The sequence below is a fragment of the Kitasatospora albolonga genome (assembly GCA_002082585.1).
In the GTDB taxonomy this organism is placed as follows: Bacteria; Actinomycetota; Actinomycetes; order Streptomycetales; family Streptomycetaceae; genus Streptomyces; species Streptomyces stephensoniae.
Window position 1 is genome coordinate 6849636 of sequence record CP020563.1, and the last position, 15415, is coordinate 6865050.

14 protein-coding genes and 1 pseudogene are annotated in these 15415 nt (G+C 71.4%); 1 reads left to right on the forward strand and 14 read right to left on the reverse strand.

The window, feature by feature from the left end:
* Positions 1–81 precede the first annotated feature (81 nt).
* Positions 82–554 (reverse strand): annotated as a pseudogene (locus B7C62_30145) (hypothetical protein).
* 250 nt (positions 555–804) lie between these two features.
* Between B7C62_30145 and B7C62_30150 the strand changes: the two are divergent.
* Positions 805–1422: a disulfide bond formation protein DsbA gene (locus B7C62_30150; protein ARF76057.1), complete on the forward strand. Its 618-nt coding sequence runs from the start codon at positions 805–807 to the stop codon at positions 1420–1422.
* 208 nt (positions 1423–1630) lie between these two features.
* On the opposite strand, the gene B7C62_30155 is transcribed toward B7C62_30150, so the two are convergent.
* The 13 genes from B7C62_30155 to B7C62_30215 all read right to left on the reverse strand — a co-directional run bounded on the left by B7C62_30155 (position 1631) and on the right by B7C62_30215 (position 15362).
* Positions 1631–2383: a cobalamin biosynthesis protein CbiX gene (locus B7C62_30155; protein ARF76058.1), complete on the reverse strand. Its 753-nt coding sequence runs from the start codon at positions 2381–2383 to the stop codon at positions 1631–1633.
* 8 nt (positions 2384–2391) lie between these two features.
* Entirely contained in the window at positions 2392–3321 is a 930-nt protein-coding gene (locus B7C62_30160; GenBank protein ID ARF76059.1) for a sulfate ABC transporter permease, read from the reverse strand.
* Positions 3308–4099, reverse strand: coding sequence for a sulfate ABC transporter ATP-binding protein (locus B7C62_30165; protein ARF76060.1), 792 nt, complete (start codon positions 4097–4099; stop codon positions 3308–3310). Before B7C62_30165 ends, B7C62_30160 begins: the two co-directional genes overlap by 14 nt.
* A gap of 43 nt (positions 4100–4142) precedes the next feature.
* Complete coding sequence (locus B7C62_30170) at positions 4143–5255, reverse strand: sulfate ABC transporter substrate-binding protein (protein ARF76061.1); 1113 nt, start codon at positions 5253–5255, stop codon at positions 4143–4145.
* A 230-nt stretch (positions 5256–5485) separates the two neighbouring features.
* Complete coding sequence (locus B7C62_30175; protein ARF76062.1) at positions 5486–6817, reverse strand: sulfate adenylyltransferase; 1332 nt, start codon at positions 6815–6817, stop codon at positions 5486–5488.
* Entirely contained in the window at positions 6818–7756 is a 939-nt protein-coding gene (locus B7C62_30180; GenBank protein ID ARF76063.1) for a sulfate adenylyltransferase small subunit, read from the reverse strand. It lies immediately after the preceding gene.
* Positions 7753–8322, reverse strand: a complete 570-nt coding sequence (locus tag B7C62_30185) for an adenylyl-sulfate kinase (protein ARF76064.1) — start codon at positions 8320–8322, stop codon at positions 7753–7755. Before B7C62_30185 ends, B7C62_30180 begins: the two co-directional genes overlap by 4 nt.
* Positions 8322–9038, reverse strand: a complete 717-nt coding sequence (locus tag B7C62_30190; GenBank protein ARF76065.1) for a phosphoadenosine phosphosulfate reductase — start codon at positions 9036–9038, stop codon at positions 8322–8324. Before B7C62_30190 ends, B7C62_30185 begins: the two co-directional genes overlap by 1 nt.
* Entirely contained in the window at positions 9035–9214 is a 180-nt protein-coding gene (locus B7C62_30195) for a hypothetical protein (GenBank protein ID ARF76066.1), read from the reverse strand. The genes B7C62_30190 and B7C62_30195 overlap by 4 nt, the downstream gene beginning before the upstream one ends.
* Positions 9211–10908 carry a sulfite reductase gene (locus B7C62_30200; GenBank protein ID ARF76067.1) on the reverse strand — a complete coding sequence of 566 codons (1698 nt, stop codon included), beginning with the start codon at positions 10906–10908 and terminating at the stop codon, positions 9211–9213. Before B7C62_30200 ends, B7C62_30195 begins: the two co-directional genes overlap by 4 nt.
* Positions 10909–11318: 410 nt before the next feature.
* The gene (locus B7C62_30205; GenBank protein ARF77437.1) at positions 11319–11876 is read right to left on the reverse strand and encodes a GNAT family N-acetyltransferase; all 558 of its coding nucleotides are present in this window, start codon (positions 11874–11876) and stop codon (positions 11319–11321) included.
* A gap of 154 nt (positions 11877–12030) precedes the next feature.
* Positions 12031–13323, reverse strand: a complete 1293-nt coding sequence (locus B7C62_30210; protein ARF76068.1) for a diguanylate cyclase — start codon at positions 13321–13323, stop codon at positions 12031–12033.
* Positions 13324–13724: 401 nt separating this feature from the next.
* Positions 13725–15362: a DNA alkylation response protein gene (locus tag B7C62_30215; protein ID ARF76069.1), complete on the reverse strand. Its 1638-nt coding sequence runs from the start codon at positions 15360–15362 to the stop codon at positions 13725–13727.
* Positions 15363–15415 lie beyond the last annotated feature (53 nt).

Here is a 15415-nt window from a genome sequence, read left to right on the forward strand (position 1 = left end):
GGTCCGTCCCGGAGTCATGGACTCACCGGCCCCCGGGCCCCGGCTTCACCGGCCCCGGCTTCCCGGGCCCCGCTTCCCGGCTCAGATCCCCGCCGACGCCATCTCGATGATCGAGCGGTAGTACGCCGCCGTGGAGACCACGCACGCGCGGTAGGTGCGGTTGTCCTTCACCACCAGGAAGTAGTCCCGCAGGTTCTTCCAGTACTGGACCAGATAGCCCAGGCCCGGGACGAAGCCCGGCGGCCGGGGCACCAGGGCGAACGCCTCGGAACACTGGAGGATGCGCTCGGTGGCCTGCGAGAGCACATCGGCGACCTCGGCGTTCATGTTCCAGCCCGCGGCCAGCTGGGGCGTCCAGATCGCACCCGCGATCTCCCTCAGGCGCTCCTGCTCCTGGGGCGTCGGATCGGCCTGGAGCCGGAGCTCGGCGGCGGCCGGGGCGGCGGCGGCCCCGTCCCCGCCGCCTGGGCCGGTACGGCCGCGCCGACGGCGAGGAGCGCTCCGGACAGCGTGAGCGCCATCGCCGGGATCATCGCGGCCTTACGTCTTCTCATGGTCGTCCCCTCGCGGTGGCCCGCCGTACCGGCGGGGCTGCGTACGGTTACTTGCGCGAAGTGACGCTGACACGGCGCCCGTTGCCCGTCAACGGCGCCTGACCGGCCGTTCGTGAAGTGCCGCGCGAACCACTTGCGCCCGACGGCGCGCGTTCCGCGGACCATCCGGCGGGCCCGCCCCCATTGGCCCAATGAGTCCGGACGCGATTGGCCCTGGGGACCGCGCCAATCGCTGCCTAGGGTCGAAACCATGAGCACCCGCGACCGCACGACCGTCGACTTCTTCTTCGACCCCGCCTGCCCGTTCGCCTGGATCACCTCCCGCTGGATGCTGGAGGTGGAGCAACTGCGCGACATCGACCTCCGCTTCCGCCCCATGAGCCTGTACCTGCACAACGAGGGCAACGAACTGGCCCCCTGGTACCGCGAGTTGGTCGACCGGTCGATCGGCCCGGTCCGGGTCGCCGTCGCCGTGTCCGCCGCCCATGGGGACGCCGCCCTGCGGGACCTCTACACCGCGCTCGGCACCCGCATCCACCAGCGCCGGGAGAAGGACTTCGATGCGGTGACCGCCGCCGCCCTCGCCGAGCTGGGCCTCCCCGCCGAGCTGGCGGAGGCCGCGCACTCGACGGCGTACGACGAAGAGGTGGCCCGCAGCCACGACGCGGGCAAGGACCCGGAGCAGGACGCCTACGTGGGCACGCCGACGATCCACGTCGACGGCACGGTCTGGTTCGGCCCGGTCCTCAACGCGATCCCGCGCGGCGAGGAGGCGGCCCGGCTCTTCGACAGCTTCCGGGTCCTGGCCGGTCACCCGGGCTTCTTCGAGCTGAAGCGCGCCCGCTCCGGCGGTCTTTCCTACGACTGAGCCGACTAAGCCGCCGGGGCCGACTGAGCTGCCGGGGGTGCCGGGGCCGCCCGTGGGACAGCCCCGGGCCGCCCTCAAGATCATCGATATGTCGACAAGAGTCGGACTGGACGCCTGGTACGGGCCGGTGTCGTCCACGCGGTCGCCGGACCGATCGGCCGGAGCCCAACCCCAACCCCAACGACAGGAACTGGAGGCCCCGGCCCCCTCACGCCGACAGCGACGCCCCCACCGTCACCCGCGCCTCGTCGTACCGGTCCAGCAGCAGCCGCGCCAACTCCGGGGCGGGGCCCAGCACATCGGCCAGCACATCCGCGCCGGCCGCCTTCGCGCCCGCCGCGATGCGGTCCGGGAGCCGGCCGGGGGCGATGACATACGGCGCCACCGCCACCCGGTCCGCGCCCTCGGCGCGCAGGGCCCGTACCGCGTCCTCGGTACGGGGAAGAGCAGCGGAGGCGAACGCAGGCCGCACGGCGCACCAACCGGTGTGCCGCAGCTCCCGCGCGATTTCAGCGATCACTGCGATCGCCTCCGGGTCCGAAGATCCCGCCGAGGCCAGGACGAGCCCGGTCCGGGGGATGTCGCCGGGGCGGACCCCGGCCTCCCGCAGCCGCCGCCCGAGAGTGGCGTTGAGCAGTGGGGACGGGCCGAGCACCGCCGCCTGGCGGACGCGCAGCCGGGGCAGCCGGGCGCGGGCCTCGCGCAGGACCGAGGGGATGTCGGTCTTGGCGTGGAACGCCCGGGTGAGGAGGAGGGGCAGGGCGATGACCTCACCCGCCCCTTCCGCGTGCAGGCGCTCCAGCACCCGGGGCACGGAAGGGGCGTTGAACTCCAGGAACCCCGTCTCCACGCGCAGCCCCGGCCGTGCCGCCCGCACCCGTTCGGTGAGGGCGTGCACGGTCGCGGCGTGCCGTGGGTCGCGGCTGCCGTGGGCGATGACGAGGAGGACGGGACGGGTCATGGCGAGGCTCAGTTCTTGACGAGGAGACCGCGGCTGCGCAGCACCCGCCGCTCCAGCGGACTGAAGATCAGCTGGTCGATCGCGATACCGACGAACAGGATGAGCAGGATCGAGAGGAAGATCCCGGGCATGTCGAAGGTGCTGCGGCCGTTCTCCAGCAACTGCCCCAGCCCCAGCCCCAGTTCGGGGGAGGAGGCGATGATCTCGGCGGCCATGAGCGAGCGCCAGGAGAACGCCCAGCCCTGCTTGAGCCCCGCCAGATAGCCGGGCAGCGCGGCCGGGAGCACGATGTGCACGGTCCCGCGTATCCCGGTCGCGCCCAGGGTGCGGCCCGCCCGCAGATACAGCGGTGACACCTGGTCGACGCCCGAGACCAGGCCGTTGGCGATCGAGGGCACCGCGCCCAGCAGGATCACCGCGAACATCATGCTGTCGTTCAGCCCGAGCCAGATCACCGCGGGGGCCACCCACGCGACCGACGGCAGCGACTGGAGCCCGGCCAGGATCGGGCCGATCCCGGCCCGGATCAGCTTCACCCGGGCCACCAGCAGCCCCAGCGGCGTACCGATGGCCACCGCGAGGAGGAAGCCGAGCAGACCGCGCGAGACGCTGGTCCAGATGACCTCCAGCAGCGTGCCCTTCAGCCACATGTCGACCGCGCTGTCCCAGACGGCGGTCGGCGGCGGCAGCATATAGGTCTCGGTGACCTCGGCGCGGACCAGCAGCTCCCAGACCGTGAGGACCAGCGCCACCGCCACCACGGGCGGCAGCACCTTGTGCAGCAGGATCTCGCGCACCGGGGTGCGGTTGATCTGCACCGCGTCCAGGGCGTCGAGTCCGGCCTCCAGGCCGGCCAGGTCGTCGGTCTTCGCGTCGACGGGACCGGCCGCCGGTCCGTCCGGCCGTTTCCGGCTCGACGTGGTGTCAGTGCTGGCCATGTCGGCGGATCTCCCCACGCAGTTCTTCGGTGATCTCGACGGACAGCTCCGCCACGGCGGTGTCCTCGATGCGGCGCGGCTGCTCGATGTCGACCGTCCACTCCCGGGCGATCCGGCCCGGCCGGGACGAGAGCAGGATGACGCGCTGCGCGAGCCGTACGGCCTCGCGCACGTTGTGCGTGACGAAGAGGACCGAGGCGTTCGTCTCCCGCCAGATCCGGGTCAGCTCGTCGTGCAGCACATCGCGGGTGATGGCGTCCAGCGCCGCGAACGGCTCGTCCATCAGCAGCAGTTGGCTGTCCTGGGCGAGCGCGCGGGCCATCGCCACCCGCTGCCGCATTCCGCCGGAGAGCTCGTGCACCCGCTTGCCGTGGGCGCCGCCGAGGCGGACGAGTTCGAGCAGCCGCTCGGCCTCGGTGCGGCGCTCCGACTTCGGTACCCCGCGCAGCCGCAGGGCCAGTTCGATGTTCTTGCCCGCGGTCAGCCACGGGAAGAGGGCGTGCTCCTGGAACATCAGGGCCGGCCGCCCGCCCGGGGTCTCGATGGACCCCGAGGACGGGCGGTCGAGTCCGGCCACCAGATTGAGCAGCGTCGACTTACCGCACCCGGAGGCTCCCAGGAGGGTGACGAACTCACCCGGAGCGACATCGAGCGAGATGTCGTCCAGCACGAGCTGCTGCCCCGTGGGTCCGGCGAAGGACTTCGAGACATGCGAGAGACGGGCGGCGTGCTCGACCGTCGTACGGTCCTCGGCCTTGGTGAGGGTGGTGGTCGCCATGGTCGTCACCTCCTGGGAATCCTGGGTCCGATACGGGTGGGGGTTACTTGACGCCGAGACCGGCGTCGGAGACCTCGGGCAGACCCTCGGCCTTGAGGATCTTGTTCAGCGGACCCAGGTCGTAGATGCCCTCCAGCTTCGGGTCCTCCAGCAGACCGGCCTTCACCGAGAACTCCGACTGCGTCTTGAGCGTGGTGGCCAGCGGGTCGTTGAGGATCTCGATGGACTCCCAGGCCGGGTCGAGGATCTCCTGGGGCAGCGGCTTGCCGCTCAGCTTCTCCAGCGCCTTGTTGGCGGCGGCCTTGGCGTCCTCGGGGTTCTCGTTGATCCACTTGTTGGTGGAGACCGAACCCTTGATCACGGCCTCGACCACATCGGGGTGCTTGTCGAGGAACCTCTGCGACACGATGATGTGCGTGATCACGAACTTCTTGTCCGGCCACAGCTCCTTCTCGTCGAGCAGGACCTCCGCACCCTCGGAGACCAGCTTCGACGCGGTCGGCTCGGGGACCCACGCCCCGTCCAGCGAACCGGCCTTGTAGGCGTCGGGCGTCACCTTGTTGTCCGAGCGGACGATGGAGACGTCACCCTTGCCGCTCTGCGGGTCGACCTTCCAGCCCTTCTCGGAGATCCAGTTGAGGAAGGCCACGTCCTGGGTGTTGCCGATCTGCGGGGTCGCGATCCGCTTGCCCTTGAGGTCGTCGAGGGTCTTGATCTTCTTCGGGTTGACGACCAGCTTCACTCCACCGGAGGCCGAACCCGCCACGATCCGCAGCCCCTTGCCCTGGGACTTGACGTAGGCGTTGATGGCGGGGGAGGGGCCGATGAAGCCGATGTCGATCGACCCGGCGTTCAGCGCCTCGATCTCGGAGGGGCCCGCGTTGAAGGTCGTCGACTGGACCTTCGTGCCGCCCAGCTCCTTCTGGATGGTGCCTTCCTGAATACCGATCAGGGCGGTGGCGTGCGTGAGGTTCGGGAAGTAGCCGATCTTCACGGTGTCCGCGGAGAGCTTCTTCCCTCCGGCGGAGACGTTCGCCTTCGCGTCGTCCTCCTGGGCGTCGGAGCCGTAGCCGCAGGCGGTGGCGGCCAGGGCGAGCAGCGGCAGGGCCGCGACGGCGGCGATGGAGCGGCGAACGGTGGAACGGGGGGCAGGCACGGGAGGCTTTCCTCTCGTTGGCCCGGTACGCGCGCCCTGCTGTTGGTCAGGGGGGCGCGGCCGGGAGATCGGCAGGTCTTCGGCGGTACGGGTGCGGGGGGTTCAGGGCGCGCGAGCGGTGCGCGTACGTCATCACGCACATCGCCCCACGCCTCCCTGGCCGCTGCCGAGGGCGCCGCTGCCCACCCGGCCACCCTCCTTCGCGAAGGTGGAGAAGAAGTCGTCGCTCATCAGAAGTCCCACTCGGCGTCGTCGTCGGCCGCGACCGGCTCCGTGGCCGCGGCGAACGCGGTGCCCGCCATGCCGGCGCTGAGCGTCGTCCCGTCCGCCGGGTCGATCAGCAGGAACGAGCCGGTGCGCCGGGAGTCGGCGTACGTGTCCAGCGCGAGCGGCTCGGCGGTCCTGACGACGACCCGGCCGATGTCATTGGCGACCAGCTGCCCGGGGGCCGGGTGCTGGGAGAGGTCGTCCAGGGTCAGCCGCGAGGGGATGTCCTTGACGATCGCCTTGACCGTACGGGTGGTGTGCTTCAGCAGCACCCGCTGGCCCACCGAGAGCGGCTGGTCGGCCACATGGCAGACGGTCGCCTCGACGTCCTGGGTCACCGGCGGCACATCGGCGGCCGGGGCGATCAGGTCGCCGCGCGAGATGTCGATGTCGTCGGCCAGCCGGAGCGTCACCGACTGCGGCGCCCAGGCGATGTCCACGCTCTCGCCGAGCGCGTCGATGCCGGTGATCGTGGTCGTACGCCCCGAGGGGAGTACGGAGACGGCCTCGCCGACCCGGAAGACCCCGGCCGCGATCTGCCCGGCGTACCCCCGGTAGTCCGGGTGCTCGGCGGTCTGCGGGCGGATCACGTACTGCACGGGGAAGCGCGCGTGGCAGGCGGTGAGGTCATGGCTGACCGGGACCGTCTCCAGGTGCTCCAGGACGGTCGGCCCGCCGTACCAGTCCATGTGCGCGGAGGGCTCCACCACGTTGTCCCCGGCCAGCGCCGAGATGGGGATCGCGGTGATCTCCGGGACGCCGAGGGACGCGGCGTACGCGGTGAACTCCTCGGCTATCGCGGCGAACACGGGCTCCGCGTAGTCGACCAGGTCCATCTTGTTGACGGCCAGCACCACGTGCGGGACGCGCAGCAGCGCGGCGACGGCGGCGTGGCGGCGGGTCTGCTCGACCACCCCGTTGCGGGCGTCGACCAGGACCACGGCCAGCTCGGCGGTGGAGGCGCCGGTCACCATGTTGCGGGTGTACTGCACATGGCCCGGGGTGTCCGCGAGGATGAACCGGCGGCGGGCGGTGGCGAAGTAGCGGTAGGCGACATCGATGGTGATGCCCTGCTCGCGCTCGGCCCGCAGCCCGTCGGTGAGCAGCGCCAGGTCCGGTGCCTCCTGGCCCCGGCTCAGCGACACCTGCTCGACGGCCTCCAGCTGGTCGGTGAGAACCGACTTGGAGTCGTGCAGCAGACGGCCCACGAGGGTGGACTTGCCGTCGTCGACGGACCCGGCGGTGGCGAAGCGCAGCAGGGTGGTGGCGCTCAACTGCTCAGCTGTCGTGGTCATTTAGAAGTACCCCTCGCGCTTGCGGTCTTCCATCGCGGCCTCGGACATCTTGTCGTCGGCGCGGGTCGCGCCCCGCTCGGTGAGCCGGGAGGCGGCGATCTCGGTGATCACGGCGTCCAGCGTGGTGGCGTCGGAGTCGACGGCCCCCGTGCAGGACATGTCCCCGACCGTGCGGTAGCGCACCAGCCGGGTCTGGACGGGCTCGTGCTCCTTGGGGCCGCCCCAGCCGCCTGCCGTCAGCCACATGCCGTTGCGGGAGAAGACCTCGCGCTCATGGGCGAAGTAGATCTCCGGCAGCTCGATCCCCTCGCGCTCGATGTACTGCCAGACGTCCAGCTCGGTCCAGTTGGAGATCGGGAAGACCCGGACGTGCTCACCGGGGGCGTGCCGCCCGTTGTAGAGCTGCCACAGCTCGGGGCGCTGGCGGCGCGGGTCCCACTGGGAGAACTCGTCGCGCAGCGAGAACACCCGCTCCTTGGCCCGGGCCTTCTCCTCGTCGCGCCGCCCGCCGCCGAAGACCGCGTCGAAGCGGTGCTGCTGGATCGCCTCGGTGAGCGGCACGGTCTGGAGCGGGTTGCGGGTGCCGTCGGGGCGCTCGCGGAGCTTCCCGGCGTCGATGTACTCCTGCACGGAGGCGACATGGAGCCGCAGCCCGTGCTTCTTGACCGTACGGTCGCGGTACTCCAGGACCTCGGGGAAGTTGTGCCCGGTGTCCACGTGCAGCAGCGTGAACGGCACCGGCGCGGGCGCGAACGCCTTGAGCGCCAGGTGCAGCATCACGATGGAGTCCTTGCCGCCGGAGAAGAGGATCACCGGCCGCTCGAACTCCCCCGCCACCTCACGGAAGATGTGGACGGCCTCCGACTCCAGGGAGTCCAGGTGGCTGAGCGCGTACGGGTTCGCGGTGTCCTCGGTCACGGTGGTGGTGACGGCACTCACGCCAGGCCCCTCTCGGTGAGCAGCGCGTGGAGCGCCGCCGCTGACTCCTGCACGGTCTGCTGGTGCGACTCGATCCGCAGGTCGGGCGATTCGGGCGCTTCGTAGGGGTCGTCGACCCCGGTGAGACCGCTGATCTCGCCCGCCGCCTGCTTGGCGTAAAGGCCCTTCACATCGCGTACGGAGCACACCTCGACGGGCGTCGCGACGTGCACCTCCAGATAGGTGGTGGACTCGGCGGCGTGCCGCTTGCGGACGGCCTCGCGGCTGTCGGCGAACGGGGCGATGACGGGGACGAGCACCTTCACACCGTTGGCGGCGAGGAGTTCGGCGACGAAGCCGATCCGGGCCACGTTGGTGTGCCGGTCCTCGCGGGAGAAGCCGAGCCCCGCGGAGAGGAACTCCCGGATCTCGTCGCCGTCGAGCACCTCCACCTTGTGGCCCTCGGTACGCAGCCGGCCGGCCAGCTCGTACGCGATGGTGGTCTTGCCCGCGCTCGGCAGACCGGTCAGCCAGATCGTGGCTCCCGTCTCCGTCACGCTCATCGAACTCTCCTGATCAGTCGTCATCAGCCGTGCAGCCCGCATTCGGTCTTGCCCCGGCCGGCCCAGCGGCCGGCCCGTGCGTCCTCGCCCTCCAGCACCCGGCGGGTGCAGGGCGCGCAGCCGACGGAGGCGTAACCGTCCATCAGCAGCGGGTTGGTGAGCACCCCGTGCTCCAGGACGTACGCGTCCACGTCGTCCTGGGTCCAGCGGGCGATGGGGGAGACCTTCACCTTGCGGCGCTTGGCGTCCCAGCCCACCACCGGGGTGTTCGCCCGGGTGGGGGACTCGTCGCGGCGCAGTCCTGTCGCCCACGCCGCGTACGCGGTCAGGCCGTCCTCCAACGGCTTGACCTTGCGCAGCGCGCAGCACAGGTCGGGGTCGCGGTCGTGCAGCTTCTCGCCGTGCTCCGCGTCCTGCTCGGCCACCGTCTGCCGGGGGGTGATCGTGATGACGTTGACGTCCATCACCGCGTCCACCGCGTCCCGGGTCCCGATGGTCTCCGGGAAGTGGTAGCCGGTGTCCAGGAAGACCACGTCCACACCCGGCAGCACCCGGGAGGCCAGATGCGCCACCACGGCGTCCTCCATGGAGGAGGTGACGCAGAAGCGCGGCCCGAAGGTGTCGGTCGCCCACTTCAGGATCTCGGTGGCGGAGGCGTCCTCCAGCTCCCGGCCCGCCCGCTCGGCCAGCTCACGAAGCTCACTGTCGGTGAGCTCTCCGCTGATCAGAGTGTCCGTCATATCCGGTCCCCTTCACCGTCGTTGCGCCGAACGCCCCGGGTCAGCAGACCCAGGAACTTCAGCTGGAACGCACGGTTGCAGGAGGCACATTCCCAGGCGCCGTGACCGGTCTCGTTGGGGCGCAGGTCCTCGTCGCCGCAGTACGGGCAGTGGAACGGGGCGGCTCGCTCGCTCATGACAGCGACTCCGCACTGGCGCGCGCCGCCCAGGTGGCGAAGCGCTCGCCCTCCTCGCGCTCCTCCTGGAACCTGCCGAGCACGCGCTCGACGTAGTCCGGCAGCTCGGCCGACGTCACCTTCAGGCCACGGACCTTGCGGCCGAACCCGGCGTCCAGGCCGAGCGCCCCGCCCAGGTGCACCTGGTAGCCCTCGACCTGGTTGCCGTCGCCGTCCAGCATCAGCTGGCCCTTGAGACCGATGTCCGCGACCTGGATACGGGCGCAGGCGTTCGGGCAGCCGTTGATGTTGATGGTGATGGGGTGGTCGAACTCCGGGATGCGGCGCTCCAGTTCGTCGATGAGCGAGGCACCGCGCGCCTTCGTCTCGACGATCGCCAGCTTGCAGAACTCGATGCCGGTGCAGGCCATCGTGCCGCGCCGGAACGGGGAGGGCGTGACCTTGAGGTCGAGCGCCTCCAGACCGGCGACCAGGGACTCCACCTGCTCCTCGGCCACGTCCAGCACGATCATCTTCTGCTCGGCGGTGGTCCGCACCCGGCCCGAGCCGTGCTGGTCGGCCAGGTCCGCGATCTTCGTGAGCGTGGTGCCGTCGACCCGGCCCACCCGCGCGGCGAAACCGACGTAGAAGCGGCCGTCCTTCTGCCGGTGCACGCCCAGGTGGTCGCGCCAGGTCTGCGCGGGCTGCTCGGGCGCGGGGCCGTCGACCAGCTTGCGCTGGAGGTAGTCGTCCTCCAGGACCTGGCGGAACTTCTCCGCGCCCCAGTCCGCGACGAGGAACTTCAGCCGGGCGCGGGTGCGCAGCCGCCGGTAGCCGTAGTCGCGGAAGATCCCGATGACCCCGCCGTACACGTCGGCCACCTCGTCCAGGGGCACCCAGGCGCCGAGCCGGACCCCGAGCTTGGGGTTGGTGGAGAGGCCGCCGCCGACCCAGAGGTCGAAGCCGGGGCCGTGCTCGGGGTGGTTCACGCCGACGAACGCGATGTCGTTGATCTCGTGCGCCACGTCCAGCTGCGGGGAGCCGGAGACCGCGGACTTGAACTTGCGGGGCAGGTTGGAGAAGTCGGGGTTGCCGATGAACCGGCGCTGGATCTCCTCGATGGCGGGGGTGCCGTCGATGATCTCGTTCTCGGCGATGCCTGCGACGGGGGAGCCGAGGATCACGCGGGGCGTGTCACCGCACGCCTCGGTGGTGGAGAGGCCCACTTCCTCGAGCCGCCGCCAGATCTCCGGCACGTCCTCGATGCGAATCCAGTGGTACTGCACGTTCTGCCGGTCGGTGAGGTCGGCGGTGCCGCGCGCGAACTCCTGGGAGATCTCGCCGATCACCCGCAGCTGCTGGGTGGTCAGCCGGCCGCCGTCGATCCGCACGCGCAGCATGAAGTACTTGTCGTCCAGCTCCTCCGGCTCCAGCACGGCGGTCTTGCCGCCGTCGATACCGGGCTTGCGCTGGGTGTACAGCCCCCACCAACGCATGCGTCCCCGCAGGTCGTTGGGGTCGATGGAGTCGAAGCCGCGCTTGGAGTAGATCGTCTCGATACGTGTCCGTACGTTGAGACCGTCGTCGTCCTTCTTGAACTGCTCGTTCCCGTTCAGGGGGGTGTGGTGGCCCACGGCCCACTGACCCTCGCCACGGTGGCGTCCGGCCTTGCGGCGCGGCGTGGTGGTCGCAGGCTGTTCCGGGGTAGCGGCCATGACAGTACGTCCTTCGGGACTGCAGGAGGGCGGCTCTGAACGGCACACTCGCGCTGAGGCGCGGCGGTGCGCAGGGGCAGGTCAGAGGTAAGAGGAGTGCGGCGGTGCTGGGACTCTCAGCCCGCCGGACAGATGGCGCTGGACATGCGGCAGAGGTCGACGTGGCGTCGACTCACCAAGGCAATTCCAGTTCCAGACATGACGGAAGCGTGTCACGCGGATCTCGGGGCAGTCCACCACTATCCACGATGTGGACGGCAGGGTCTCGCAGGGTGAGATATTGTGGCGCCGGTCACAGGCGGGGTCCCCGGCAATGGGGACAAATCGCCCCAGGAAGGGGCCCGTGAGGGCCCCGGTGTCCTACGCGGGAGGAGAGCCCCGGGGAAGGGAACCCCCGGGGGAGAGGGGCATCAGCCGCCGTACGCTCCCGGCCACGGCCCCGGGGTCGCCACCTCCGGCTCCACCTCGGTCTTCGTGTCGAAGAGCCGGAAGCCGCGCCGCAGATAGTTGTCCATCGCGTACGGGCCGTCCTTCGAGCAGGTGTGCAGCCAGACCCGCTTCGTCACCGGCCGGTCCGGCCACCGCTCCGCCAGGTCCCAGGCGCGCGCCGCCCCGTAGGAGAGGAGGTGACCGCCGATCCGCCGCCCCCGGAAGGCCGGGATCAGCCCGAAGTACAGGATCTCGACCGCACCGTCGTCCTGCGCGTCCAGCTGCACGTACCCGGCCGGTGTCCCGTTCGCGTACGCCACCCAGGTCTCCGCCCCCGGCCGCTCCAGCTCCTCCTGCCACTGGGCGTACGTCATCCCCAGCCGGTCGGTCCACCGGATGTCGCCGCCCACGGCGGAGTAGAGGAACCGGTTGAACTCCGGCAGCGGCACCTCGGACCGTACGATCCGCAGATCACCCTCCGGTACGGCGGCGGGCCGCAGATCGGCGGGCGAGGTCTGCTCCAGCGACCAGACGGTCACCTCGACGGTGGCCTCGGTCGCCTCGGCCTCGGACACGGTGGCCTCGGCGTCGGGCACGGGGGGCTGCGCGGGGTTGCTCATGCCGGTCAGACAACCATGCCGCCGCCCTCGTACGCACAGCACCCCCGGTCTCTCGCGCGCACAGCGCCCCCGGTCAGGGCCGTGCGGCCGCCCGCCGCGCCCCCGTCACCACCGGCGCCTTCGAGCGCGGCAGCAGATCGGCGGGGTGCTCCGGGTGGACCACCTCCACCACCACCCCGTCCCCGAAGCGGTACGGGCGGTGGGCCAGCACCTCCGCCAGATGGCGCCGGAGCCGGGAGACCTCGGCCCGTACCGTCACCGTCCGGGTCGCGTCCCCGAAGATGTCCTGCGCCAGCTCGGAGGCCGTACGCCCCTCACGCCGCACCGCCAGCGCGTACAGCAGCTCCGCGTGGCGCGGCGAGAGCCGCTGCGTCGAGGTGCCCAGCGGGCCCACCAGATGCACGGCCAGCGCCCGGGGCCGGCTCAGATCCAGCACCACCCGGCGCGGCGCCCCCTCCACCGCACCGTCCGACACCTGCACCAGCCAGCCCCCCGGCAGCTGCTCCACCCGGCACATGCCGAGCGAGGGCAGCCACACCCGGCCCGGCCGCAGCGACTTCGGCAGCGGCAGCCGGTCCACCGGCGGCATCCCCGTCACCGCCGCCAGCCACCCGTGGGTGTCCACCGCCAGCGCCCGGCCCCCCAGCCTGCACAGGATCGGCGCCGCCACCGCGCGCAGCCGCTCGATCGCCACCAGATGGCGGGTACGGATCTCCGCCTCCGCGAGCCGTGCCACCGAGTCCACCAGGGCCAGGGTCGCCGGATGGAACGTGGTGGCCGGACCGCTGATGTCGACGATCCCCACCAGCCGCCCGTCCCGCGGGTCGCGGACCGGCGCCGCCGCACACGTCCAGCTGTGCAGGGCCCGGATGAAGTGCTCGGCCGAGTGGACCTGGATCGGCCTGCGGGCGGCCAGCGCCGTACCGATCGCGTTCGTCCCCGTCGCCGCCTCCGCCCAGGCCGCCCCCTCCTCCAGACAGATGTCATGGGCCCGGTGCAGCACCCCGGAGTGGCCCTGGCGCCACAGCACCCGGCCCTCCGCGTCGGTGACCACCATGATCTGCTGCGCCGCGTCCGCGATGGACGCGAGCCCCGCCCGCAGCACCGGCATCACCTCGCCGAGCGCGGTGCTGTGCCGCCGGTGCTCGATCTCCTCCGCCCGCAGCAGCTCGCTCTCCGGCGACTGCTCCGGGTCGATGCCGCTGCGCACGACCCGGTTCCAGGAGGCGTCGATCTCGGCCCGCGGCGCCACGGAGGCCCGCTCGCCCGCCAGCCGGGCCTCCCTGGCCCGGTGAAGTAACCGGGTCGCGCGGTCGGCCTCCTGGCCGATCACCCGCACCACCTCGGCAGAACCCGTCCGACTCATGGTCCCCACCCGTTCCCCCCGAAACACTCCGAGCTCTCCGGCCCATCCTGCCGCCGCCCGGACGCAACCGCCGCGCGGCCCCCACCATGGTTGCAACCCTTTGCAACTCTGGCGATGCTCCACCAGACCGTACGAGAGTGGCAACGTGCCGTACGCCGGGCCCGTGCCCGGCGAGCGGCGCGGTTCAAGCATGGAGGGTGGTGCCGTGTCGGCGCAGCACCACCCTCCGTCGCTCACCGCTAGGGCCTCTCGTTTGGATCATGCCGGGCTCGCGGGCCCCGGCACGCACATCTGCCGCGTTGTCGTCAATCACCAACGCTCCGCGTTGCCTCAATCCTCCGCCTTGCAGCTGCACGCACCGGACCCCGCTCCCTGATCCGGCCTGACCCAAACGAAAGACCCTAATCGGCCACCGGCCGCGCCCGCGCCACCACCGAGGCCAGATCGAGACTGTGCGGCAGCGTCCCGAACGCCGCGCCCCAGTCCCCGCCCAGCCGCGACGCGCAGAACGCGTCGGACACCTCCGGCGGCGCCCACCGCACCAGCAGCGACCCCTGGAGCACCAGCGCCATCCGCTCCACCAGCCGCCGCGCCCGCGCCTCGATCCCCTCCAGGTCCGCCAGCTCCGTCAGCAGGTCCTTGATCGCCGCGTCCAGCCGGTGATCGGCCCCGCGCGCCTTCCCGACCTCCCGCAGGAACGCGTCCAGCGCCCGCGGCTCCCGCTGGAGCGCCCGCAGCACATCCAGCGCCTGGACGTTCCCCGACCCCTCCCAGATCGAGTTGAGCGGCGCCTCGCGCAGCAGCCGGGGCATCCCCGACTCCTCCACGTACCCGTTGCCGCCCAGGCACTCCAGCGCCTCGCCCACGACCGGCGTGCACCGCTTGGTGACCCAGTACTTCGCGGCGGGCACCGCGATCCGCAGGAACGCCCGCTCCTCCTCGGTGTCCGTGTCGTACGCCGCCGCCAGCCGCATCGCCAGGACGGTCGCCGCCTCCGACTCCAGCGCCAGATCGGCCAGCACGTTCCGCATCAGCGGCTTGTCGATCAGCAGCCCGCCGAACGCGGAGCGGTAGGTGGCGTGGTGGATCGCCTGCGCCACCGCCTGCCGCATCAGCGCCGCCGAACCCACCACGCAGTCCAGCCGGGTGGCCGCCACCATCTCGATGATGGTGCGCACCCCGCGCCCCTCCTCACCGACCCGGCGGGCCCAGGTCCTGTCGAACTCGACCTCGCTGGAGGCGTTCGACTTGTTGCCCAGCTTGTCCTTGAGCCGCTGGATCGCGAACGCGTTCCGCGTCCCGTCCGGGAGCACGCGCGGCACGAGGAAGCAGCTCAGCCCGCCCGGCGCCTGCGCCAGCACCAGGAACCCGTCCGACATCGGCGCCGAACAGAACCACTTGTGCCCGGTGAGCAGATACTCGCCCTCCCCGGCCAGCGGCTCCGCCCGGGTCGTGTTGGACCGTACGTCGGTGCCGCCCTGCTTCTCCGTCATGCCCATCCCGAAGAGCACCCCGGCCTTCTCCGACGCGGGCCGCAGCCCCTCCTCGTAGACGTACGAGGTCAGCCTCGGCTCCCACTCGGCGGCCAGCACCGGGTCGGTCCGCAGCGCGGGCACCGCCGCGTGCGTCATCGACAGCGGGCAGCCGTGCCCCGCCTCGGCCTGCGTCCAGACCAGGAACCCGGCCGCGCGCCGGACATGACCGGCCGGACGGCCCCAGGCGTCGGTCAGCCCGGCGGCCACCGCGTGCCCCAGGAGCCGGTGCCAGGCGGGGTGGAACTCCACTTCGTCGATCCGGTTCCCATAGCGGTCATGGGTGCGCAGAACGGGCGGATGCTCGTTCGCCTGCGCACCCCACTCCTGGGCCTGCACGGAGCCCGCGGACCGCCCGAGCGTCCCGAGCTCCTCCCGCGCCACGAGCAGGAGGCCCGGCTCGATGTGCCGCTCGACGGCCTCGGACAGGGCCCGGTCGGCGGCGAAGACGTCATAGCCGACCAGCGGCGGAACCTGATTGGTCACTGTGTGGGTGGTGGCTGCCATGCCGATACGGTAAGGAGGTGCAGGCAGCAAATGAAACACCCGAGCGGCCACCG